The following is a 22,083-nucleotide window of genomic DNA, read 5'->3' as shown; positions in this document are numbered from 1 at the left end:
GGATTCATTGGAGTGGAATTGATGGAGAAAGTTGCGAATGAAGTAATCTATAGGGCCTTTGGGTTTTCGTTAAGAAGTAAAATCCATTTCCCTGAATTACTAGTTGTTGATAGCTACGGAGACTCTATAGATATAGAAATAGAATTAAGGGATTTATCAAATTTATGGTTAGAATTATCTAATTCGAAAAGCAGATTTGTAATTAATGAATCTCAGGTTATCTTTAAGGTTTCTGATATTGCTATTTTTCTTATCGAAGATGGACGTCGAATCACTGTATCGCCATTAAATGAATATAAAGAAGATGTGATTCGACTCTATTTATTGGGAAGTTGCATGGGGGCAATTTTAATGCAAAGAGGAATTTATCCTTTACATGGGAGTGCAATTGCCATTAATGGAAAAGCCTATGGAATCATTGGAGATTCGGGAGCGGGAAAATCTACTCTAGCATCTGCGTTTCTAAATAAAGGATATCAGTTGTTAACAGATGATATCATTGGTGTTTATTTTACGAAGGATAATATACCAATGGTGATTCCATCTTATCCCCAGCAGAAACTCTGGAAGGAAAGTTTAATGGAGTTTGGAATCGACAATAAGGGATTTAGACCTATTTACCAAAGAGAAACTAAGTTTGCAATTCCAATTGATGGTCAATTCTCAACTGCGCCGCTGCCACTTGCTGGTTTATTCGAATTAACATTAATAGAAAATGAGGAAATAGAGTTTAAACAAATTGAAGGACTTTATTGCTTACAAACACTATTAATCCATACCTACCGAAATTTACTTATCCAAAACCTGGGTCTTACCGATTGGCATTTTACAAATTCAACGAAAATCATTAACAAGGTCAATATGTACAAGTTACATAGACCGAAAAACTCTTTTACAGCAAATGAATTGGTTTCGATAATGCTAAGTCAAATTAACAAGGAGAATTGATTATGAATATGTTAGATACAGATAAACTCTCTATGGAATCAATTATAGTCCAAAGTCCGGGAAATATTATAAGCGATATGGCAGGGGATACTGTGATGATGAGTATTGAAAATGGGAAATACTATAACTTAGGTAAAATTGGCGGAGATATATGGAAGTATTTAGAGAAAGCAATTTCTATCAATGAATTAATCTTAAAATTAACTAATGAATTTGATGTGGAAAGTTGTGAATGCCAGAAAGAGGTCATCCCTTTTCTAGAGCAGTTGTTAAATCAAAAGTTAATTATGATTGAAAAAAGTATATAGAATAAAAAATGTTTAGCTAGTAAGGAAGGAATAATGAAAAGTGAAAAAGGTATGGTTGTTCTTCACTTCAGATTTTCAATTAAAAAATTTACTTATTGAAGCATATCTTCAACTAGCATGGGCAAGAGTTTTAAAAGCCTTCCCTTTCAATAGGGTTTCCCCTCTTCTTGGTTCTCAAATGAGTGAAACATCCTTTGAAATAGACCCAGCAAATAGTAAGAGAGTAAAACAGATATCGCATGCAATCCATATTATGAGTAAATACACTTTATGGGAAAGCTTGTGTATGGTAAAAGCAATTGCTGCTATGAAAATGCTGGAACGGCGCAAAATTGATAGTACCCTCTATTTAGGAACTGGCAAAAATGAGAATGGAGAAATGATTGCTCATGCCTGGTTACGGAGTGGTCCCCTTTTTTTGACAGGTGCAGAAGAAATGAAGAAATTTGTAGTTGTGTATACATTTGCAAAAAAGTCGAGGTTTAATAAGGAGTAATTACAGTGAAAGACTTCATTTTAGACGTACGGGATGTTCCTAAAGAATTAATTCTGATACTTGAAATGTTAAAGAATGATAATGATAACTATATTCAAAAATATTTAAGAAATGAATCCAATAATATTGATTGGAAGATGTTTTTGGATTTAGCAATGCATCATAGGATTTATCCCTTATTATCTTCAAAAGTTCAAAGTTTTAAAGATAATTTGATCCCTCAATTTGTTGTCCAAACGCTTAGCGGGTTTTATAAGAAGAATATTTTCAAGATGCTTCATATGAGTGGGGAGATGGAACAATTAGCGAAATTATTTAATTCTAATGCTATAAAAGCTATCTTTTTAAAGGGACCTATACTTGGCAAGGAAATCTATGGTGATGTTTCACTTAGGACATGTGGAGACATAGATTTGCTTATATCATTGGAAAACTTAGAAACTATGCACAAACTTCTAGCAGCAAATGGTTATGTAAAAGATGATTATATACAAAGTGTATTAGAAGATTGGAAATGGAGACATCATCATCTTACCTATTATCATGAGACAAAAAAAATTAAGGTGGAAATTCATTGGAGGCTTAATCCGGGACCTGGAAAGGAACCAAGCTTCAAAGAATTATGGGGACGTAAAAGAGAAAGTCTTTTATCAAACAATCCAATCTATTTTTTAGGCAGGGAGGATTTATTTTTATTTCTTGTTTCCCATGGTGGAAGACATGGTTGGTCGCGTCTGCGCTGGTTAATTGATATTCAGCGTATGATTGAACAAGGGATAGAATGGAAGGAAATTCAATCTCTGATGAAAAAACACAACAACGTTCATATCATCGGGCAAAGTATTATCCTAACTTCGCAACTTCTAAATACCAAGGTAACGAAAGAAATGCAGAGATTTATTACGAATAACCATTCAAAATTGCTGGCTCAAGGAGCGATATTTTATCTTAAAAAAATGATTAATCTACATAATGATCCATTGCCAAAAGATGTTTCTATATATCATGGGCGCCATTTATATGCGTTAATGTCACGTCAGCAAAAGGCTTTATTTCTATTAAGCCAATTATACCCATACCATATTGATACCCTTACATTACCGTTGCCTAGTAATCTTCATTTTTTATATTTTATATTAAGACCTTTTTTATGTTTATGGAGGAAGGCTAGGAAACAAGAACTGCCCTTGGAGGAATCGTAATGAAAGAAGCTATGTACTTTGTAAAACTAATCCATTCCTTTTCCGGGAAAATACTTTATTTTAACCTTTCTGCCATGATCATTATTAGCCTTTTTGAAGGGTTGGGCATTTATTTACTGATACCGTTAATAAATGTAACCAAAATTATAGACGTAAAAAGTCAAAATATATTTTTTGATAATAAGTTTTTTGCTATTTTACAGGATCTACCTCAAAACGTCTCATTTCTAATCATCCTATTTGTATTCATTTTAGTTATGATAGGACAAAGTTTTTTTCAAAGGAATCAAACCATTTTAAATTCAAGAATTCAACAAGGGTTTGCACGGCATTTAAGAGAAGAAACATATAAATACATTTTATTAGCTAAGTGGAGTTTTTTCCTAGAAAATCGTAAGTCCGATCTCATTAACTCAATGATTACTGAAACGGGTCGTGTTAGTGGAGGAATCAATCTTTTTTTTAATTTCATCTCTTCCATTGTATTTACTCTTATTCAAATAGGAATTGCCTGTTTATTTTCGATTAAGATGACCCTAATGGTTACTGCATTTGGATTATTAATGGTTTTTTTCTCGCGAAGGTTTATTAAACAAACCGCTAATTTAGGTCAGGATAATATTGAATTATCACAAACCTATATAGGAGGAATAACCGATCATTTCAACGGTATCAAAGATATTAAAAGCAACAATTTAGAAGAATATCATATCTCATGGTTCAAAAAGCTAAATGAGCAATTGGAAAGAAATGTTGAAAAAACAGTGGATTTAAAAACAAAATCAAGCTTTATTTATAAGGGAGTATCTGCATTTTTAATTGGAATTTTAATATTTATTTCTATAGTAATGTTCAAAGAGCAATCCGCTTCTTTATTTTTAATTCTTATTATATTTTCAAGATTATGGCCAAGGATCACCGGGATACAGTCAAACTTGGAACAGTTGGGTGCAGTATTGCCTTCATTTAAAAATCTCATAGCTCTGCAAAAGCAATGTATGGATGACCAAGAGATAAATGAAAAAATGATTCATGCTATTAATCCACTTATTATAAAAAAAGGAATCGAATGTAAAAATGTATTCTTTAGATATAATAGAGCAGAGGAAACATTCGCTCTACAAAATATTAATTTACAATTTCCTGCTAATCAAATGACTGCTATTGTTGGACGATCAGGTGCTGGTAAAAGCACACTAATTGATCTATTAATGGGGCTGAATCGACCGGAAATTGGGGAAGTTTTAATTGATGGGAAACCTTTAATGCGTGATAATTTACTTGTTTTGAGAAGTTCAATAAGTTATGTACCTCAGGATCCATTTCTGTTTAATGCTTCATTACGTGAAAATTTATTAATTATTGATCAAAATGCTAATGAGAAACAGATTTGGGATGCATTAGAGTTCGCTTCCGCAGCCGATTTTGTAAGAAAGCTTCCTAATGGACTTGATACGCTAATTGGAGATAGGGGAATTAAGCTTTCCGGTGGAGAACGTCAAAGGCTTGTTCTTGCAAGGGCAATTCTCCGTAAACCATCGATTTTAATATTAGATGAAGCAACAAGTGCATTGGACACCGAAAATGAATCGAAAATCCAAGCGGCGATTGAGAAGCTGAAAGGAAAAATGACAATTATTGTTATCGCACACCGTCTATCGACCATACGCAATGCCGATCAGGTAGTTGTATTAGATCAAGGTGAAATTATTCAACAAGGACAATTTAATCAACTAGCAAGTGAAAAAAGAGGAATGTTTAGTAGCTTACTAAGAAAACAAATGGAAGTTAGCGTTTGATTCAATAAATATCACCTTTTTTAATGAAATGTTAATATATATCTTATTGACATGTTCTTTATAAAGAACTAATATAATAAATGAGAAGATAATAAAAGTAAAATGATGCTTTTACGGCGTAAGAGATATTTTTTTTGTTACTTTGTTCTTTATCTAGAACAACAATAATTTAAAAAAGGTGGTTTAATGAATAATTATAATCAATTTGACAATGGTGGTCGAAGAAAAGCAAAGGAAATTAATTTAAAAGAATTATTTCTAGTTATTAAAAGTAGATTTTGGATTATTGCTATAATTACCACTCTTGCTGGAATAGTAGGTTTCATACAAAGCAACTCCAAGCCAGTACCACTATATAGTTCTTCAACAAATATTATTATAGGAGCTGACGAAGAATCGAGAAAGACCCTTCAGGTTATTGTTAGAGACTCGGCCATTTTAGATAAGGTAATTAAAGAAATGGATCTTAAAACAACTGCAGAAGCGTTGGCTCAACAAATAACTGTTTCAAGTATTGAGAGTTCTCAGGTTGTAAATATTAGTGTAGTCGATAAGGACTCCTCACTTGCCGCGAAAATTGCAGACACCACAGCTAATGTATTTAGGGAAGAAGTGCCCAACATTTTCGATAAAGATTATGTGCGAATACTATCAAAAGCAAAGGTTAAACCAATACCGATTAATCAGGGGAATGATTTGAATAAATTAATTATTGCTATTGCAGGTGGATTGATTGTTGGAATTGGCTTAGCTTTTTTTATTGAATCTTTAGATGATCGAATTCGATCAGAACAGGAAATCGAAACAGTACTTGGTCTTCCTGTATTAGGGAGAGTGCCGAAATCAAACAAAAGGAATATGAAAAGAAAAGTTACTCATACAAAGCTAGAAATAGATTTACGGGGTGAGAAGATTGATTATAAGTAAACGGAAAGCATCAGCAAAACATAGGACAATTGTTACTCACGCTAATCCTGAATCTATTATCTCCGAACAATTTCGAATGATCCAAACCAATATTAAATTTATGTTGGTCGAGCAAAAGAGTCGGACTCTTTTAATTACATCACCCCGAGATGGAGAAGGAAAGTCGACAACAGCGGTTAATTTAGCCGTATCAATGGCTCAACAGAAGAAAAAGGTTCTGTTGATTGATGCAAATTTAAGAAAACCTTCCTTACATACATTTTTTAAACTTTCTAACTCAAATGGTTTAACAGATGTTTTAACTGGCAGATTATCGTTTGGTGAGGTTGTTCATCACACAGAAATTTGGCGGCTTGACCTTTTATCAAGTGGATTAGTTCCATTTAACCCGGTTGAATTATTGGGGTCTCAAATGATGCATGATTTGTTAAAGAAGACATCGCAATTCTATGACGCTGTTATTATTGACTCTAATTCCATTCTCGAAGTTACAGACACCAAGCTTTTATCAACTCAATGCGATGGAGTGGTCTTAGTGGTTCAAAATGGAAAGACTAAGTTGGAAAAAGCAGCTGAGGCCAAAAAAGTATTGGAATTTGCCAAAGCGAAACTGGTAGGGGTTATATTAAATCAGTGACCATGACTTTAAAGATTTTATACTTTTTTTTCATCTGTATGTTCGTTATTTGGAACGATAAAACGCTTTTTAGTGTAAATTGGAGATGTCTCCTTTCCAATATAAATGGAGGCACTCGGTCATGCTGTGGGTTTTTGGACCTTAGACGCAAGTCGTCGAGAGTGTGACGTGAGGACGGGTTAGATGCCCACTTTCTAAAAAATGTTAATTATGTGTCCTTCTAATGAAGATCGTATAATTAACATTTTTTAAGAGGAGTTGTAAAAATGAACAGTTTTGACAAATATCCAAAGTCAATTAAAAAAGCAATTCGGTACATTAAACAGGATGCTCCGAAAGATCAGCTTGAAGAAATTAAGAAATTAATTGAGTATGCAATATCGTTAAGAAGCCAAAACGTAAATTAAATAGATTAAGAGTATGTACAAAAGGGGGGAAAGTATGACTTATCACCAGAGATTGTCGTTATTTATTATTATTGATTCATGTATTGTTTTAACAGCAATTTTTTTTAGTCGTTTTTTAGTAAATGGAACCTTTAATGTTGTCACCTTTCCTATGGTTTTAAGCTCAATCGTCATTTTACTGAGTCATTATTTCCTTTCATTTAAATTTCATCTTTATAAAAAAGCTTTGGAATATGCAAGTGTTGGTGAATTATTAATCATCCTAAAGGTTGTAAGTATTTCAATTATAGTTGCAGCCCTTTCTCAACAACTAATCCTTGGAGAAACATTATACAGACTGTTATTTGTCACATGGCTTCTTAATTTATCCCTAATAGGTGGTTCCCGTTTTTGTTGGAGAATGTACCGAGATTCATATCTTGCTCCGATTGAAAACAAAAAAAGAACTCTTATTGTTGGCGCAGGATCTGCAGGAGCGATGGTGGTAAGACAGCTTCACCATAATCAGGATGCAGACCTTCTACCTGTAGGATTTATCGATGATGATGAAAAGAAGCATCATTTAGATATTTTAGGAATACCGGTTTTAGGTGGAATTACTGATATAGAGGAGATTGTAAGAGAGTTAAAGATTGACAATATTGTAATTGCGATACCATCGCTAAGTAAGAAGGAATTAAACAGTATTTTTCAGGAATGTGCGAAAACAAGTGCTAAAACACAAATTTTGCCGATGCTTGAAGATTTAATGACTGGGAAGGTATCTGTTAAACAATTCCGCGATGTTCAAGTGGAGGACTTGTTAGGGAGGGAGCCTGTTGAGTTAGATATTGAGAGTATTTCGGAGAATATCAAAGATAGGGTAGTCTTGGTTACGGGTGCAGGAGGATCGATTGGATCTGAAATTTGTCGGCAAATAGCTAATTTTCATCCAGCAAAACTTGTTCTCCTCGGTCATGGTGAAAACAGTATCTATTCTATTGAAATGGAATTACAGCAGACATTTAAATATACCGATATTGATTTTATACCGGTAATAGCAGATATACAGGATGCAAAGAAAATGATGTCTGTTATGAGTACATATCAACCAGATAGTGTCTATCATGCTGCAGCACATAAACATGTTCCATTAATGGAGGCCAACCCAGAGGAGGCTATAAAAAATAATTTAATTGGAACCATGAATACGGCGAATGCTGCAAGCTGGAATGGTGCAAAAACATTTGTGATGGTATCCACTGATAAAGCAGTTAATCCTACCAGCGTAATGGGGGCAACGAAAAGGTTGACAGAAATGATAATCCAAAACATGGATAAGGAAAGTGCTACAAAGTTTGTCACCGTTCGTTTTGGAAATGTACTTGGCAGCAGGGGCAGTGTGATCCCTTTGTTTAAAAGACAAATTGAACAAGGTGGACCAGTTACGGTAACACATCCGGATATGGTGCGTTATTTTATGACAATTCCTGAAGCGTCAAGACTAGTTCTTCAAGCAGGTGCCCTTGCAAATGGCGGCGAAATTTTTGTTTTAGATATGGGGGATCCAGTAAAAATTGTTGATTTAGCAAAAAATTTAATTAAGCTTTCTGGTAATTCTATCGAAGAGATTGGAATTGAGTTTACAGGTATAAGGCCGGGAGAAAAATTATTCGAAGAATTATTAAAGGATGATGAAGTCCATGATGTACAAATCTATCCGAAGATATATATTGGTAAAACTTCTAAATTGCTTATACAAGAAATCGAGGATATTATCTCAATTTATTCAAGCTTAAGCCATGAGGAAATACGGGAAAGGCTTATTAGGCTTGCAAATTATAAAGTAGAACCAAAGCAAAAAGTATCTGTCTCAGTATAAAGGAGTGCAAGAAAATGAAAGTCAGAAAAGCGATTATTCCAGCAGCAGGTCTTGGTACAAGATTTCTTCCAGCTACAAAAGCGATGCCAAAGGAAATGCTCCCGATTGTAGATAAACCTACCATTCAATATATTGTGGAAGAGGCAGTAGAGTCGGGAATTGAAGATATTATTATCGTAACAGGAAAAGGAAAGAGAGCAATCGAAGATCATTTTGACAATTCTTTTGAATTAGAACACAATCTTTTTGAAAAAGGTAAATTTGAGCTATTAAATGAAGTCCAAAAGTCTTCAAAACTTGTCGATATCCATTATATTCGCCAGAAAGAACCGAAAGGATTAGGCCATGCGATTTGGTGCGCTAGGAAATTTATTGGTAATGAGCCCTTTGCAGTTCTCCTTGGGGACGACATTGTAAGGGCAGAAAAACCATGCTTAAAGCAATTAATTGATCAATATGAAAGATATAATGCTTCGATTTTAGGGGTGCAAACAGTTCCTGATTGTGATGTTCCGAGATATGGAATCGTTGCTGGTAAAAACATTGGCGAGCGTTTTTATGGTGTAAATAGTTTAGTTGAAAAACCAAAAAAGGATGAGGCCCCATCAAATCTTGCCATATTAGGAAGATATGTTTTAAGTCCAAAAATATTTGAAGTTTTAGGTCAACAAACACCCGGAGCAGGTGGCGAAATTCAACTTACTGATGCAATTGCTGCTTTAAATCACCGTGAAGCCGTTTATGCCTACGATTTTGAAGGAATAAGATATGATGTTGGTGAAAAAATGGGCTTTATTCAAACAAGTATCGAATTTGCCTTGCAGCGGGATGATTTAAGGACTCATTTATTAGAATATTTATCAGCAGTTCTAGATAAGGAATTGGTAAATAAATAATTTGGGGTGGAGGATATTTATGCATAAAAAAGTGCTTTTTTGTGCAACAGTGGATTACCACTTTAAAGCCTTTCACTTACCATACTTAAAGTGGTTTAAGGAGCAAGGATGGGAGGTTCATGTTGCAGCATCGGGAAGTTTGAAGCTTCCATATACTGATAAAAAGTTTAATATTCCAATCCAAAGGTCTCCTTTCAATCAATTGAATTTAGCAGCTTACAAAGAACTTAAAGGAATTGTTGATAAGAATCAGTATAAAATTATCCACTGTCACACACCGATGGGGGGAGTACTGGCAAGATTAGCTGCACGTCATTCAAGAAAGTTGGGAACAAAAGTAATTTATACGGCACATGGTTTTCACTTTTGTAAAGGTGCACCAATGCTCAATTGGATACTTTATTATCCAATTGAGGGATTTTTATCCAGGTATACAGATTGTCTAATTACTATTAATCAAGAAGATTATAATCTTGCCAATAATCATAAATTCAAGGCTAAATCTATTAAACATGTACATGGTGTGGGCGTGAATACAGAGAAATTTAGGCCAGTAGAGAGTTCACTAAAAGCGGAATTAAGAAAAAAACATGGATATGCGATTCATGATTTTTTAATGTTTTATGCTGCTGAATTTAATAAGAATAAGAATCAAAAATTATTAATTGAATCGTTGGCTTTAATTAAAGATCAAGTTCCTAATGCAAAGCTTTTGCTTGCTGGTGAGGGAATTCTATTACAAGAATGTCAGGAACTTGCTCAAAAGCTGGGAATCAAGGATAAAGTGGAGTTCCTTGGATATAGGACTGATATTGAGCAACTATTGAAACTTTCTGATATTGCCGTTGCATCAAGTCTCCGTGAGGGTCTTCCAGTTAATATTATGGAAGCAATGGCTTGCGGATTGCCGGTGATTGCGAATGATAATCGTGGCCACAGGGAGTTAATTGAAAATAACTATAATGGATGGATCATCGATAATAATCCGGTAGAGTTTTCTCTCAAGCTCAGAACCCTTGCAGTTAATCATCAATTAAGGATTGAATTCGGGATTCAAGGGCGTAATATGATTCATTCAAAGTACAGTGTTTATAAGGTATTAGAAGAAAAAAGTAATATTTACCGACTTGAAATGGGAGAAATGGAGGATGTAAAGTGGGCAGTCCATTAAGGGTCTTGCATGTAGTTGTCAATATGAACAGAGGCGGTGCAGAGACTTTACTCATGAATCTGTACCGAAATATTGATAGAGATAAAGTTCAGTTTGACTTCTTAACATGTAAAGAAGGTGTATTTGATGCTGAAATAGAACAATTGGGTGGAAAAATACATCGAATCCCATACATTTCTGAGGTGGGGCATTTTGGGTATATAAAAGAACTGAAAAATTTTTTAACTGAAAATAATCATTATAAAATTATTCATGCACATATGGATAAAATGAGTGGATTGGTTCTCCGTGAAGCAAATAAGGCTGGGATTCCAATCCGCATTTCACATAGTCATAATACAAGTAGTGAAGGTGGAATTGCTTCAAAAATTTATAAATGGTATGCAGGCAAAGCGATCCGCTCTAATGCGACGAATTTATTTGCATGCTCGAAAACTGCTGCGAAATGGTTATTTAAAAATAATACTAACCCTATTCATATTATTAAAAATGGCATTGAATGTGAAAAATTTTCCTTTTCGCAGGAAACAAGGGAAGAAGTCAGAACGGAACTAAATTTCAAAAACAATCAATTAGTTTTAGGGCACGTCGGCAGATTTAATCATCAAAAAAATCATGGATTTCTAATTCATTTATTTGAAAAATATCACAAAATAAATCCAAACTCAGTTTTAATATTAATTGGTGATGGACCGCTGCGCTTGGATATTCAAAAGAAGGTTGAAAAGTTAAAACTTGAAGATCATGTAAAATTTATGGGGGTCCGCAACGATATCCACCGACTACTGCATGCATTTGATCTGTTTATTTTTCCTTCTCTACATGAAGGGCTTCCTGTTTCATTGATTGAGGCTCAAGCTGCTGGATTAAAGTGCCTTATATCCGAAAATATATCACGTGAGGTAGATATGGGGATTCATTTAGTTGAGTTCCTGCCCATAAATGATACAAACATATGGTTAGAGAAAATTAATAATACAAAGGTAAATCGAAGTATTTCTATTAACTCATTAGTAAACCATGGTTATGAAATAAAGGGTACCGCAGTAAATATTGAAAAATTTTATTTGAAAATATCGGGGTGAGCATAGTTGAAATTAATAACGGTTTTTACTCCGACTTTTAATAGGGCATATTGCCTGCATAAATGTTATCAAAGCCTTGTTCGTCAAACGAGTAATGATTTTATTTGGTTAATAATTGATGATGGGTCAACAGATAACACAAGGGAAATTGTTAGAAGCTGGATTAAAGAAAATAAGATTGAAATCAGATATCATTGGCAAGAAAATCAAGGAATGCACGGTGCTCATAACACAGCTTATGAAATGATTGATACAGAGTTAAACGTATGTATTGACTCTGATGATTATATGCCAGAAAAGGCAATTGAAGAGATAAAAAGTTTTTGGGAAAAGAACGGAAATGATAAAGTTAGCGGAATTATTGGGCTGGATGCTTCTCCTGATGAAAGAATCATTGGAACAAAATTACCAAGTAACATAAAGACTTCAACTTTGTTTGATCTTTATTATAAGCATGGAGTTTGCGGTGATAAAAAGCTTGTTTATCGAACGGAGTTAACAAGGAAATATCCCTATCCAATCTTTAAAAATGAGAAATATGTAGGACTCGCGTATAAATATTATATGTTGGATAAACAGTTTGAAATGTTATTAATGAATGAGGTCCTTTGTTGTGTTGAATATCTGCCTGATGGTTCGTCACTTAATATGTATAACCAGTATCGAAAAAATCCCAGGGGTTTTGCTTTCTACCGCAAAGAATTAATGAAATTACCGTTTATAAGTGTAACATTTAAATTTAGGCAGGCCATTCATTTTGTATCAAGTAGTTTAATGATAAAAAATAGGAATTTCTTAAATGAGACTCCTGCCAAGGGACTAACATTTATGGCTATTCCCTTTGGTGTTTTATTATATATTTATATAAAAACGAAAACAAGGACTGTCTTATATCATTAACCAAAAATGACATTCTGAAAGGAATTTAATTATGACAATTCTATGGATTAATTTAGCCATAGTTTTTATTTTGTCCTTTTTTTCAAGATATTTTGCTATTTCTGCAAATCAAACATATTCAGTTGCTCCAATCAAACCCAATAAAGTATTAGTTCTTGGAGTCATGGTAACATTGGCTCTTATTTCAGGGCTTAGATCGAATATTGGGGATACTTTTTTTTACAAACATTCCTATGAAACGAATAACTTTACTTGGGAGTTTATTAAATCTCAAAAAGATATAGGTTTTGGAATTCTTCAAATGATTTTAAAAAACTACTCAAATAATTCGCAGATTTTAATTTTTACAACTGCTGTGATCACCAACGTTTTAATTGTAGGAGTTTTATACAAATATTCTAGATTGTTTGAGCTTAGTACCTATGTCTACATCACAGGTGGTTTATTTTTGGTTTCCATGAATGGAATGAGGCAATGTCTTGCAGCGGCAATTATTTTTATTGGTACAAAATATCTTATTAATGGTAATTGGTTCAAATATATTTTAATCGTCCTCTTTGCATCTGCATTTCATGAAAGTGCATTAGTATTGATCCCAATCTACTTTATGGTAAGGTATAAAGCTTGGTCAAAAGCAACATTTATTCTATTAGTTTTAGCTGTTTTAATCGTTATTGGGTTTGATAAATTTTCAGCAGTTTTATTTTCGGCCATTAAAGATACGGAATTTGGGCATTACAAAGACTTTAATGAAGGTGGAGCCAGTATTATGAGAGTGGCAGTTTATGGAGCACCTCTTGTAATTGCCTACTTTGGGAGAGAAAAGCTTAGGAGAATCTTTCCTGAAAGTGACTATATCGTGAATATGGCGGTTATTGGATTTGTATTTATGATTGTGTCAACCCAAAACTGGATATTTGCAAGATTCTCGATTTACTTTAATTTGTACCAGCTTATCCTTATTTCTTGGATTATTAAATTAATTCATGAAAAGGATCAAAAATTTTTCTATTATTCTCTATTAGTTTGTTATCTTCTTTATTATTACTACGAAAGTGTAATATCTTTAAATATTAATTATTTAAGTGATTATATACAACTTGGGGGTTGAACAGGTTGAAACAAGCACCCAAAAGGATTTTACATATTGTCAGTGCAATGGACCGTGGCGGGGCAGAAACGTTAATCATGAATATTTATCGTAATTTGGACCGGACAAAATTCCAATTTGACTTTGTTGTTCATTCAAATAAGGTGAATGATTTTGAAGAGGAAATTATAAAATTAGGCGGAAAAACTTTTAAAATATCAAGTTTAGGCCAGCTTGGTCCTTATAACTATATTAAGGAACTAATGAAGATTATGAAATCTAATCATTATATTGCCATTCATTCTCATACAGATTATCAAAGTGGGTTCCCAGCATTGGCGGCGAAATTATCTGGGGTAAAAAAACGAATTTGCCATTCTCACAGTAACAACTGGCCAAATGGTGGCCATTTTAGAGATAAGGTGTCTTTAAAGGTTTTGCAAAAAATCATTCAGCTTTCAGCAACAAACTATTGCAGCTGTAGCAAAGAAGCAGCACAGTTTTTATTTGGTAAAAAGCTGGTCGATAGTGGAAAAGTTGGAATTTTTAAAAATGGAATAAATATTAGCGAATTTACTAAAATAGAAGCAGATTCAAGAAATAGTGTTATTCAAGAATTGAATCTCCCAAAAGATGCAAAAATTTTAGGGCATGTTGGTAGGTTTTCTGATTCAAAGAACCAAATTTTTTTACTAAACCTATTAAAGAAATTACTGAAAGAGGACGAAAGATATTATGCATTGCTTATTGGTGATGGTCCACTAAAGGAACAATTGGAAGCTGAAGCTGGGAGACTGGGAGTTATTGAGCATGTAAAATTTATGGGGGTCCGAACGGATATTCCAAGGCTTATGAAAGCTTTTGACGTTTTTCTTTTTCCCTCGAAATTTGAAGGATTCGGGATTGTTGTTTTGGAGGCACAATCTTCCGGTGCTCCATGTGTTTTATCCTCGGCTGTACCTAAAATGACTGATATGGGATTAGGCTTAACGACTTTTATTGACCTTAAAGAAGGTCTTGATATTTGGTGCCAAAAGGTAAAGGATGCGATCAATAAAGAAAGACCTAACAGTAGTTTTATCTTGGAAACGATATCTGAGAAGGGCTATAACATCCGAAGTAATGTTAATGAATGGATTGATTTATACGGAGCTAGTTAATTTGTCGATATAATTTAGGCGAGGGATTACATAATGAAGAAAAAAATTTTAATTTCATCTTTTGATTTAGCCATTGGCGGTGTGGAAAGAAGTCTGATCGGCCTATTAAGTCAAATTGATTACAGCAAATATGATGTGGATTTAATGTTATTTAAGCATGAGGGTGAATTCCTTTCCTTTCTGCCGCCTGGTCCCAATCTACTTCCGGAAATGTCAGCCTATACAACCTTTAGAATGCCCATTGCTCAGATAGCAAAACAAGGCCATTTTCAAATTGCCATTTCTAGAACAATGGCAAAATTTATTGGTTCCTTTTATGGGAAAATAAAAAATTTCGATGAACCTGGCTATCTTGTTATTCAATATGGTTGGGAGTTATCGAACCAATTTCTTCCAAACTTAAATAAAGAATATGATGTGGCCATAGGATTCCTATGGCCACATCATTTTATCGGGGAAAAGGTGAAAGCCAAAAAACGGATTGGCTGGATTCATACGGATTATTCTAATATAAGTTTAAATAAAAAATTGGAATCCAGGATGTGGAACAAACTTGATCAAATCGTTGCCGTTTCACATGAATGTTCAAATACATTTATAAACATTTTTCCTGAGCAAAGACAAAAAACAACAGTAATCGAAAACATTCTTTCACCAGTACTTGTCAGGAAGCAGGCAAATGAACAAATACCGGAAGAAATTAAAAAGACGATGGGAAAAACCATCTTGTTATCAGTGGGCAGGCTTTCACATGCGAAAGGCTTAGATCGTGCCATCAAAGCATGTAAGGAACTAGTGAGAGAAGGATATGATGTCGAATGGTATGTGGTAGGTTATGGTCCTCTAGAGAATGAACTTAAAGAACTTATTAAACAATTAGACTTGTCAGCTCGTTTTCACTTATTAGGTAAAAAAACGAATCCATATCCTTATATTAAAGCCTGTGATATTTATGTTCAGCCTTCAAGGTATGAAGGGAAAGCGGTAACGATTAGGGAGGCACAAATATTAGGGAAGCCTGTTGTGATTACGAATTTTCCAACTGCTAAAAGCCAAGCAACAGACGGCAGCGATGCTTTAATCACTGGGCAAGATGTAGCTGGAATTGTAAATGGAATTAAAAGATTGATAGATGATGACCAACTGAAAAATAAACTTATCTCAAACACACTTTCAGTGGATTATGGAAATGAAAACGAGGTTGAAAAATTGTATACGTTAATTGAATCATAAATGGGGAGGTGTGCAAAGTTAGAGCTTGAATGGGAAGCGGAAAAAGGAATTGAAGAAATGTGTGCAGATTCCTGGCGGTGGCAGAAAAACAATCCAAATGGATATGAAAATAAAATAACAGAAGTAAAAAATCTCCACAAATCCAAAAGTGGGGATTTTTTTATTAAAAGTTAATAATCATTAAGAGAGGTTAGAAACATGGCATTATCCGAAACACTTACACAACAGAAATTTGCGGAAATCCTTACAATAATTTATCGAAAAGGTCAGGATTCAAAGAACATAAATGTTACTGATTTAATCGAAGAAATAAAACAACAAGTATTATCGGAGAGAAAATAATAATTCGGGAGAAAGAATGATGAAGCGATTGTTTGATTTTACAGTTTCATTGATTTTATTTGTAACCTTTTTCCCCTTTTTTCTTATTTTTGCTTTATTGGTAAGAATCAGGCTAGGATCACCGATCATCTTTAAACAGCAACGTCCTGGACTATATGGAAAAGCCTTTTACCTTTATAAACTGCGAACCATGACAGAGGAAAAAGATGCAAAAGGGCGATTATTGCCTGACGATAAAAGATTAACTTCGTTTGGCAAATTCTTAAGAAAATATAGCCTTGACGAATATCCACAGTTAATCAACGTAATGAAGGGGGATTTAAGTTTAGTAGGTCCTAGGCCGCTTTTAATGGAGTATCTCTCGCTTTATACAAATGAGCAAGCAAGACGCCATAATGTCAGACCTGGAATAACCGGATGGGCACAGGTAAATGGTCGCAATGCCATCTCGTGGGAAGAAAAGTTCAAATTGGATGTCTGGTATGTAAGCAATCAATCCTTTTTCTTGGATATGAAAATATTATTTCTAACGATGTTCAAAGTATTGAAGTCTGAAGGGATAAACCAACCTGGAAATGTGACGATGGAAAGTTTCACTGGCTCAAAGTCAACAGTGAAAGGAGGACACGGATGAAAATCGCAGTGATTGGTCGCGGGGGACATAGTAAAGTAATTTCCGAGATGATACTTTCAAATAAAGATTATCAGATTGTTGCCTATTTGGATGATAAATACGCAAATGTCAGGTTAACGGAAAATATCTTTTGTGGCCCGATTGCATCGATAAATAAACTATTAAAATATGATCAGAAAATAAAATTCATCATCGCGATAGGAAATAATAAAACAAGAAAATTAATTGCTGATAAATTAAATCTTCCTAATGAGTATTATGAAACGATTATTCACAACACTTCTATTATAAGTGATTGTACCAAGATAGGTAAGGGTACCGTTGTTATGCCTGGTTCAGTCATAAACGCAGATACTGAAATCGGTAATCACGCCATCATAAACACAGGATCTGTAATAGAACATGACTGTGTAATAGGTGACTTTTCACATGTGTGTCCAGGGGTTACTTTAACTGGTGCTGTCCACCTTGAAGAGGGTACCTTTATTGGAGCGGGTGCAACCATCATACCCAATATGAGAGTTGGAGAGTGGGTAACTATTGGTGCAGGGGCAACGATTATTCAAGATATTCCACCTTATTGTACAGCGGTGGGGAATCCTGCAAAAGTAGTAAACAATAATTTAAGTATGAAGGTGAATTAATTGTTAAATACAACCTATAAAAAGAGGATCTATCTTGCTGCTCCGCACATGAGCGGAAATGAGCAAAAGTATATTCAAGAAGCTTTTGAAACAAACTGGATTGCGCCATTAGGACCAAATGTGGATGCTTTTGAAAAAGAAATAGCCAACTATGTAGGAGCCAATGAAGCTGTTGCTGTTAGTTCAGGAACTGCGGCGATTCATTTGGCTCTTTCTTTATTGGATGTAAAAAAGGGGGATAAAGTTTTCTGCTCAAGCCTTACTTTTATTGCAAGTGCAAATCCAATCATCTATCAGGGAGCAGAACCGGTATTCATTGATTCTGAACCGGAGACATGGAATATGTCCCCTCAAGCTCTTGAAAAAGCCTTCCAGGATGCTTTACGGGAAGAAAAACTACCAAAAGCGGTTATTGTAGTGAATTTATATGGTCAAAGTGCAAAAATGGATGAAATTGTCTCCATTTGTAATCATTATGAAGTTCCTATTATTGAAGATGCTGCCGAATCCTTAGGATCAAGTTATAAAGGGAAACCAAGTGGAACGTTTGGAAAGTTTGGGATTTATTCATTTAATGGTAATAAAATCATTACAACATCCGGTGGTGGGATGCTTATTTCTAATGATCATGAAGCGATACAAAAAGCACGCTTTTTAGCAACCCAAGCAAGGGATCCAGCACCACATTACCAACACAGTACACTTGGCTACAATTACCGCATGAGCAATATTTTAGCGGGGATTGGCAGGGGACAATTGGAAGTACTAGAGGAAAGAGTAATGGCAAAAAGACAGATTTTTAAAAGATATGTCCAAGAGCTTGCACATTTACCTGGGGTATCCTTCATGCCTGAATTAGAAGAAACTCGGTCCAATCGCTGGTTAACTGCATTAACCATAGATGAAAAGGAAGCAGAAGTGTCGGTAAAAGAGTTATTAAATACTTTAACGGAAGAAAATATTGAAGCCCGACCAGTTTGGAAGCCGCTTCATCTGCAGCCTATTTTTTATGGAATTACCTATTATCCACATAGTGAAAAGGAAAATGTTTCAGAGGATTTATTTAGATACGGCATTTGTTTACCTTCTGGAACAAATATGATGGAAGAGGAACAAACAAGAACGATCCATTATATTAAGCAGGCAATAAAACAAAGATTATGAAAGAAGAGGTGTGCTTTTTACCTTCACCAATATTTTTGGAAAAAACGGGGTATGTGTGAATGCTAGGAAAAATTATTTATGATTTACGTAAAAAAAGGGGATATTCGCTTTCCGAACTGGCGGAGAGGGCGAATATATCTAAGTCTTATTTAAGTAATATTGAAAGGAATTTAAATCGAAATCCCTCCATACAAGTTTTACGAAAAATAGCACAAGTGTTGAATGTAGATTTGAAAACATTATTACAAGAAAACGTCGATGAAAAAGAGCCTCTCCAGGATAAAGAATTAATAGAATTAGTAAATGAACTAAAGGAATCTGGGATAGAAAAAAAAGAATATAAAACACTAATTGAGTTTATTAAGTGGCAGAATCAGAATTTGGAAACAAAAAAATAGGTGTAAAAAGATATCTTTCTTATATCTTTCTGAATCTGGCCGACTTTCAACATTAAATTATACCAAAAAATTGAAGGCGGGCGGATAAGTGTGAATCCAAAGGTAAGTATTATAGTTCCAATTTATAAAGTAGAAAAATATCTTTCAAGATGCATTGAGAGTATTTTAGAACAAACTTATACAAACTTGGAGATTATTTTAGTTGATGATGGCTCCCCAGACCAATGTGGTGAAATTGCAGAACAATTTGCCGAGAAGGATAATCGGATAGTGGTGTTTCACAAAGAAAATGGGGGCCTGTCCGATGCAAGGAATTTTGGCATGCAATTTACAACGGGAGAATATACGATGTTTGTGGATAGCGATGATTGGTTAGAGGAAAGTATGGTTGAAAATATGGTTTTCACAAGTAAAAAGTACAATGCAGATGTAGTCCAGTCAGCTTTTTATTACGCATATAATCAACACCTGCTATTTGATAATCGTATTTATTCGCAAAATGATCCACCTGTCGTTTTGGATAACCAATCTTTGATGAGGCAGCTTGTAATTAATGAAACGGTAAAAAATTTCGCTTGGGGTAAACTTTATAAGACGAAAATGATAGAGGATCTTCCTTTTAAAAAGGGTGTTCTATTTGAAGATGTTTTTTGGGCTCATAAAGTCATGCAAAGAGTCAACACTTTCGTTATACTAAATAGCCCTTTGTATAACTATTTTCAGCGTGATGATAGTATTGTTGCAAACTATTCGATAAGGAACCTAGACATCATCAAAGGTTTAAAGGAAAGGCATAGTTTTATTGCGGAACATTATCATGATCTGACAAAAGAGTCTTATATATTACTCCTTAAAACATCATTAATTCATTATAATCTTCTTTTGCGGAATAGAAAAAAAGATGGAAGTATTTTGGGTAGAATGGAAATTCAACAATATATTAAACGGAATTTTCCTGCATTAGTAAAAGCAGTTGAGAATGAAAAATCTTTAAAAAAGCAACTTGTTTTATTTAGTATCCATCCTTATCTCAACGTTACGTACCTATTTTTCTACAAGATATTACATAAATTAAGACTGCAATCAAAGCCAAGTGGATTAGAGAAAATAGATCTAAAAAAAGTAAAGATATAAAGTTTAGCAGATCCTAGTCAATGGGAAATGCTTTTTTATTTTGTAACGGGGGCGTTTTAGTTGTTAAAAAGATATCTCGCGTTAGCTGTTATCTATTTATTTAATTTTTTTCCGATAAAGAAAAATAAAATCTTCTTTTATAGTTATTATGGAAGTCAATACGGTGGAAATCCAAAATATATAACGGAATACATTTTAAAACATTATCCAAAGGAAACATTTGATATTGTTTGGGCCTTAAATAACATTAAGGAAAATGAACATTTAAAAGGAATTCGTAAAGTAAAAACAATGTCCCTGAAATGTTTTTATGAATTATGTACATCAAAAGTTATTATCACGAATTATAGATCAACAGAATTATTTGTGAAAAGAAAAGATCAGTACTACATACAGACTTGGCATAGTTCATTAAGGTTAAAACAAATCGAAAAAGATGCAGAAATACATTTGCCAAATAAATATATTCAAATGGCTAAAAAAGACTCATTAAAATGTGATCTTTTAATATCAGGTTGTGAATTTAGTACCCAAATTATTAAAAGAGCATTTTGGTATCAGGGGGAAATTTTGGAATGTGGCACCCCAAGGAATGATGTTCTTTTCAAAAATGACTTATTAATGAAAAAAGGAATTTTAACGGAATTAAATATTCCAATCGGCAAAAAAGTTATTTTGTATGCTCCAACTTTTAGAAAAAATAATAATCTTGACATTTATAATCTTGAGTATTTGAAAATAATTGAAAATCTTGAAAGTAAATTTGGCGGTGAGTGGAAATTTCTTGTAAAACTACATCCTCATCAAATGCATTTATCAAAAAATTTATTGTATGAGGATAAGGTAGTGGATGTAACTTTTTACGATGACATACAAGAACTTTTAAGCATTGCGGATGTCCTTATCACAGATTATTCATCATTAATGTTTGATTTTTCAATAACCCAAAGGCCTTGTTTTTTATATACTCCTGATCTAAAAGAATATATAAAAAACGAAAGAGACTTATATTTTGATATAAAGGAACTTCCTTTTATTAATTCTAAAAGTATGCAGGAGTTGCTAACTCAAATAAAACAGTTTAACCAAAAGGATTACCGAGAGAAATTAATTAATTTCTCAGATCATGTTGGGTCATTTGAAAAGGGCAATGCAAGCAAAAAACTTGTTAAGAAAATTGAAAAAGTTTGTTTTCAAAGAAAACGGAGGAATTATTATGAATCAAAAGCATTATAAGGTTGGATATACAACTGGAGTGTTCGATTTATTTCATGTCGGACATCTAAATATTTTAAGAAAAGCAAAGGAACAATGCGATTATCTTATTGTTGGAGTAAGTACGGATGAATTAGTTATGGAGTACAAAAATAAGCAACCAGTCATTCCTCATCGTGAAAGAATGGAAATTGTTGAGGGAATAAAATATGTAGATGATGTGGTTCAGCAGAACAATCGAGATAAGTTTTTAGCTTGGGAAACATTACAATTCAATGTCATGTTTGTTGGGGATGACTGGAAAGGTAATGCTTTATTTAATGAAGTAGAAAAGAAGTTTAGCATGGTAGGGGTTGACATCATATATTTTCCATATACTCAAGGTGTTTCATCAACAATTGTAAAACAAAAGATCTTATTATGACAGTACGG

General features: G+C 33.8%; 24 protein-coding genes and 1 pseudogene. All 25 read left to right on the top strand.

Annotated features, from left to right (window positions below; genetic code table 11):
• Positions 1-21 precede the first annotated feature (21 nt).
• The 25 genes and pseudogenes from ACFQZ9_RS30255 (at position 22) to ACFQZ9_RS30135 (ending at position 22,075) form a co-directional block, all read left to right on the top strand.
• Positions 22-948: an aldolase gene (locus ACFQZ9_RS30255; RefSeq protein ID WP_498947039.1), complete on the top strand. Its 927-nt coding sequence runs from the start codon at positions 22-24 to the stop codon at positions 946-948.
• A gap of 2 nt (positions 949-950) precedes the next feature.
• Complete coding sequence (locus tag ACFQZ9_RS30250) at positions 951-1,256, top strand: lasso peptide biosynthesis PqqD family chaperone (RefSeq protein WP_498947038.1); 306 nt, start codon at positions 951-953, stop codon at positions 1,254-1,256.
• A gap of 40 nt (positions 1,257-1,296) precedes the next feature.
• Positions 1,297-1,752, top strand: coding sequence for a lasso peptide biosynthesis B2 protein (locus tag ACFQZ9_RS30245; RefSeq protein WP_498947036.1), 456 nt, complete (start codon positions 1,297-1,299; stop codon positions 1,750-1,752).
• Between the two features lie 65 nt (positions 1,753-1,817).
• The gene (locus ACFQZ9_RS30240) at positions 1,818-2,954 is read left to right on the top strand and encodes a nucleotidyltransferase domain-containing protein (RefSeq protein ID WP_498947152.1); all 1,137 of its coding nucleotides are present in this window, start codon (positions 1,818-1,820) and stop codon (positions 2,952-2,954) included.
• The gene (locus tag ACFQZ9_RS30235) at positions 2,954-4,753 is read left to right on the top strand and encodes an ABC transporter ATP-binding protein (RefSeq protein ID WP_498947035.1); all 1,800 of its coding nucleotides are present in this window, start codon (positions 2,954-2,956) and stop codon (positions 4,751-4,753) included. The genes ACFQZ9_RS30240 and ACFQZ9_RS30235 overlap by 1 nt, the downstream gene beginning before the upstream one ends.
• A 186-nt stretch (positions 4,754-4,939) precedes the next feature.
• Positions 4,940-5,680, top strand: coding sequence for a YveK family protein (locus ACFQZ9_RS30230; protein ID WP_498947034.1), 741 nt, complete (start codon positions 4,940-4,942; stop codon positions 5,678-5,680).
• Positions 5,658-6,317, top strand: a complete 660-nt coding sequence (locus tag ACFQZ9_RS30225) for a CpsD/CapB family tyrosine-protein kinase (RefSeq protein WP_498947033.1) — start codon at positions 5,658-5,660, stop codon at positions 6,315-6,317. Before ACFQZ9_RS30230 ends, ACFQZ9_RS30225 begins: the two co-directional genes overlap by 23 nt.
• A gap of 266 nt (positions 6,318-6,583) precedes the next feature.
• Positions 6,584-6,724: a hypothetical protein gene (locus ACFQZ9_RS30220; protein ID WP_498947032.1), complete on the top strand. Its 141-nt coding sequence runs from the start codon at positions 6,584-6,586 to the stop codon at positions 6,722-6,724.
• Positions 6,725-6,758: 34 nt separating this feature from the next.
• Positions 6,759-8,585 carry a polysaccharide biosynthesis protein gene (locus tag ACFQZ9_RS30215; RefSeq protein ID WP_498947031.1) on the top strand — a complete coding sequence of 609 codons (1,827 nt, stop codon included), beginning with the start codon at positions 6,759-6,761 and terminating at the stop codon, positions 8,583-8,585.
• A 14-nt stretch (positions 8,586-8,599) separates the two neighbouring features.
• Positions 8,600-9,481 (top strand): UTP--glucose-1-phosphate uridylyltransferase GalU, encoded by an 882-nt coding sequence (galU, locus tag ACFQZ9_RS30210; RefSeq protein ID WP_498947029.1) that lies wholly within the window; start codon positions 8,600-8,602, stop codon positions 9,479-9,481.
• Between the two features lie 19 nt (positions 9,482-9,500).
• Entirely contained in the window at positions 9,501-10,652 is a 1,152-nt protein-coding gene (locus tag ACFQZ9_RS30205; RefSeq protein ID WP_498947028.1) for a glycosyltransferase family 4 protein, read from the top strand.
• A complete protein-coding gene (locus tag ACFQZ9_RS30200; protein ID WP_498947026.1) occupies positions 10,637-11,737 on the top strand; it encodes a glycosyltransferase family 1 protein in 1,101 nt (366 codons plus the stop codon). The genes ACFQZ9_RS30205 and ACFQZ9_RS30200 overlap by 16 nt, the downstream gene beginning before the upstream one ends.
• Before the next feature lie 6 nt (positions 11,738-11,743).
• On the top strand, positions 11,744-12,637 hold the full coding sequence (locus ACFQZ9_RS30195; RefSeq protein ID WP_498947025.1) for a glycosyltransferase family 2 protein: 894 nt from the start codon (positions 11,744-11,746) through the stop codon (positions 12,635-12,637).
• A 31-nt stretch (positions 12,638-12,668) separates the two neighbouring features.
• The gene (locus ACFQZ9_RS30190) at positions 12,669-13,748 is read left to right on the top strand and encodes an EpsG family protein (protein ID WP_498947024.1); all 1,080 of its coding nucleotides are present in this window, start codon (positions 12,669-12,671) and stop codon (positions 13,746-13,748) included.
• A gap of 47 nt (positions 13,749-13,795) precedes the next feature.
• Positions 13,796-14,887, top strand: a complete 1,092-nt coding sequence (locus ACFQZ9_RS30185; protein WP_498947151.1) for a glycosyltransferase family 1 protein — start codon at positions 13,796-13,798, stop codon at positions 14,885-14,887.
• 30 nt (positions 14,888-14,917) lie between these two features.
• On the top strand, positions 14,918-16,120 hold the full coding sequence (locus ACFQZ9_RS30180; protein WP_498947150.1) for a glycosyltransferase: 1,203 nt from the start codon (positions 14,918-14,920) through the stop codon (positions 16,118-16,120).
• Between the two features lie 12 nt (positions 16,121-16,132).
• Positions 16,133-16,294, top strand: a pseudogene (locus ACFQZ9_RS30175) (UDP-glucose 4-epimerase); the annotation flags it as partial.
• Between the two features lie 24 nt (positions 16,295-16,318).
• A complete protein-coding gene (locus tag ACFQZ9_RS30170; RefSeq protein WP_498947023.1) occupies positions 16,319-16,462 on the top strand; it encodes a YwzD family small protein in 144 nt (47 codons plus the stop codon).
• A 19-nt stretch (positions 16,463-16,481) separates the two neighbouring features.
• On the top strand, positions 16,482-17,096 hold the full coding sequence (locus tag ACFQZ9_RS30165; protein ID WP_498947021.1) for a sugar transferase: 615 nt from the start codon (positions 16,482-16,484) through the stop codon (positions 17,094-17,096).
• A complete protein-coding gene (locus tag ACFQZ9_RS30160; RefSeq protein WP_498947020.1) occupies positions 17,093-17,740 on the top strand; it encodes an acetyltransferase in 648 nt (215 codons plus the stop codon). Before ACFQZ9_RS30165 ends, ACFQZ9_RS30160 begins: the two co-directional genes overlap by 4 nt.
• Complete coding sequence (locus tag ACFQZ9_RS30155; RefSeq protein ID WP_498947019.1) at positions 17,741-18,904, top strand: aminotransferase class I/II-fold pyridoxal phosphate-dependent enzyme; 1,164 nt, start codon at positions 17,741-17,743, stop codon at positions 18,902-18,904. It begins immediately after the preceding gene.
• 59 nt (positions 18,905-18,963) lie between these two features.
• Complete coding sequence (locus ACFQZ9_RS30150; RefSeq protein WP_498947018.1) at positions 18,964-19,302, top strand: helix-turn-helix domain-containing protein; 339 nt, start codon at positions 18,964-18,966, stop codon at positions 19,300-19,302.
• Between the two features lie 90 nt (positions 19,303-19,392).
• A complete protein-coding gene (locus tag ACFQZ9_RS30145) occupies positions 19,393-20,436 on the top strand; it encodes a glycosyltransferase family 2 protein (RefSeq protein ID WP_498947017.1) in 1,044 nt (347 codons plus the stop codon).
• Between the two features lie 60 nt (positions 20,437-20,496).
• Positions 20,497-21,672: a CDP-glycerol glycerophosphotransferase family protein gene (locus tag ACFQZ9_RS30140; protein WP_498947016.1), complete on the top strand. Its 1,176-nt coding sequence runs from the start codon at positions 20,497-20,499 to the stop codon at positions 21,670-21,672.
• Positions 21,653-22,075 carry an FAD synthase family protein gene (locus tag ACFQZ9_RS30135; RefSeq protein ID WP_498947015.1) on the top strand — a complete coding sequence of 141 codons (423 nt, stop codon included), beginning with the start codon at positions 21,653-21,655 and terminating at the stop codon, positions 22,073-22,075. The genes ACFQZ9_RS30140 and ACFQZ9_RS30135 overlap by 20 nt, the downstream gene beginning before the upstream one ends.
• The last annotated feature ends 8 nt before the right edge of the window (positions 22,076-22,083 follow it).

Source organism: Neobacillus sp. GCM10027624, assembly GCF_042675345.1.
GTDB lineage: Bacteria > Bacillota > Bacilli > Bacillales > Cytobacillaceae > Neobacillus > Neobacillus cucumis_D.
This window is presented reverse-complemented; position numbering and strand designations above follow the sequence as displayed.

Excerpts from the sequence above, each read along its gene's own strand:
- ACFQZ9_RS30255 (WP_498947039.1), top strand. The coding sequence starts at position 22 with ATGGAGAAAGTTGCGAATGAAGTAATCTATAGGGCCTTTGGGTTTTCG.
- ACFQZ9_RS30250 (WP_498947038.1), top strand. The coding sequence starts at position 951 with ATGAATATGTTAGATACAGATAAACTCTCTATGGAATCAATTATAGTC.
- ACFQZ9_RS30240 (WP_498947152.1), top strand. The coding sequence starts at position 1,818 with ATGTTAAAGAATGATAATGATAACTATATTCAAAAATATTTAAGAAAT.
- ACFQZ9_RS30235 (WP_498947035.1), top strand. The coding sequence starts at position 2,954 with ATGAAAGAAGCTATGTACTTTGTAAAACTAATCCATTCCTTTTCCGGG.
- ACFQZ9_RS30230 (WP_498947034.1), top strand. The coding sequence starts at position 4,940 with ATGAATAATTATAATCAATTTGACAATGGTGGTCGAAGAAAAGCAAAG.
- ACFQZ9_RS30220 (WP_498947032.1), top strand. The coding sequence starts at position 6,584 with ATGAACAGTTTTGACAAATATCCAAAGTCAATTAAAAAAGCAATTCGG.
- ACFQZ9_RS30215 (WP_498947031.1), top strand. The coding sequence starts at position 6,759 with ATGACTTATCACCAGAGATTGTCGTTATTTATTATTATTGATTCATGT.
- galU (WP_498947029.1), top strand. The coding sequence starts at position 8,600 with ATGAAAGTCAGAAAAGCGATTATTCCAGCAGCAGGTCTTGGTACAAGA.
- ACFQZ9_RS30205 (WP_498947028.1), top strand. The coding sequence starts at position 9,501 with ATGCATAAAAAAGTGCTTTTTTGTGCAACAGTGGATTACCACTTTAAA.
- ACFQZ9_RS30190 (WP_498947024.1), top strand. The coding sequence starts at position 12,669 with ATGACAATTCTATGGATTAATTTAGCCATAGTTTTTATTTTGTCCTTT.
- ACFQZ9_RS30185 (WP_498947151.1), top strand. The coding sequence starts at position 13,796 with ATGGACCGTGGCGGGGCAGAAACGTTAATCATGAATATTTATCGTAAT.
- ACFQZ9_RS30170 (WP_498947023.1), top strand. The coding sequence starts at position 16,319 with ATGGCATTATCCGAAACACTTACACAACAGAAATTTGCGGAAATCCTT.
- ACFQZ9_RS30165 (WP_498947021.1), top strand. The coding sequence starts at position 16,482 with ATGAAGCGATTGTTTGATTTTACAGTTTCATTGATTTTATTTGTAACC.
- ACFQZ9_RS30160 (WP_498947020.1), top strand. The coding sequence starts at position 17,093 with ATGAAAATCGCAGTGATTGGTCGCGGGGGACATAGTAAAGTAATTTCC.
- ACFQZ9_RS30150 (WP_498947018.1), top strand. The coding sequence starts at position 18,964 with ATGCTAGGAAAAATTATTTATGATTTACGTAAAAAAAGGGGATATTCG.
- ACFQZ9_RS30135 (WP_498947015.1), top strand. The coding sequence starts at position 21,653 with ATGAATCAAAAGCATTATAAGGTTGGATATACAACTGGAGTGTTCGAT.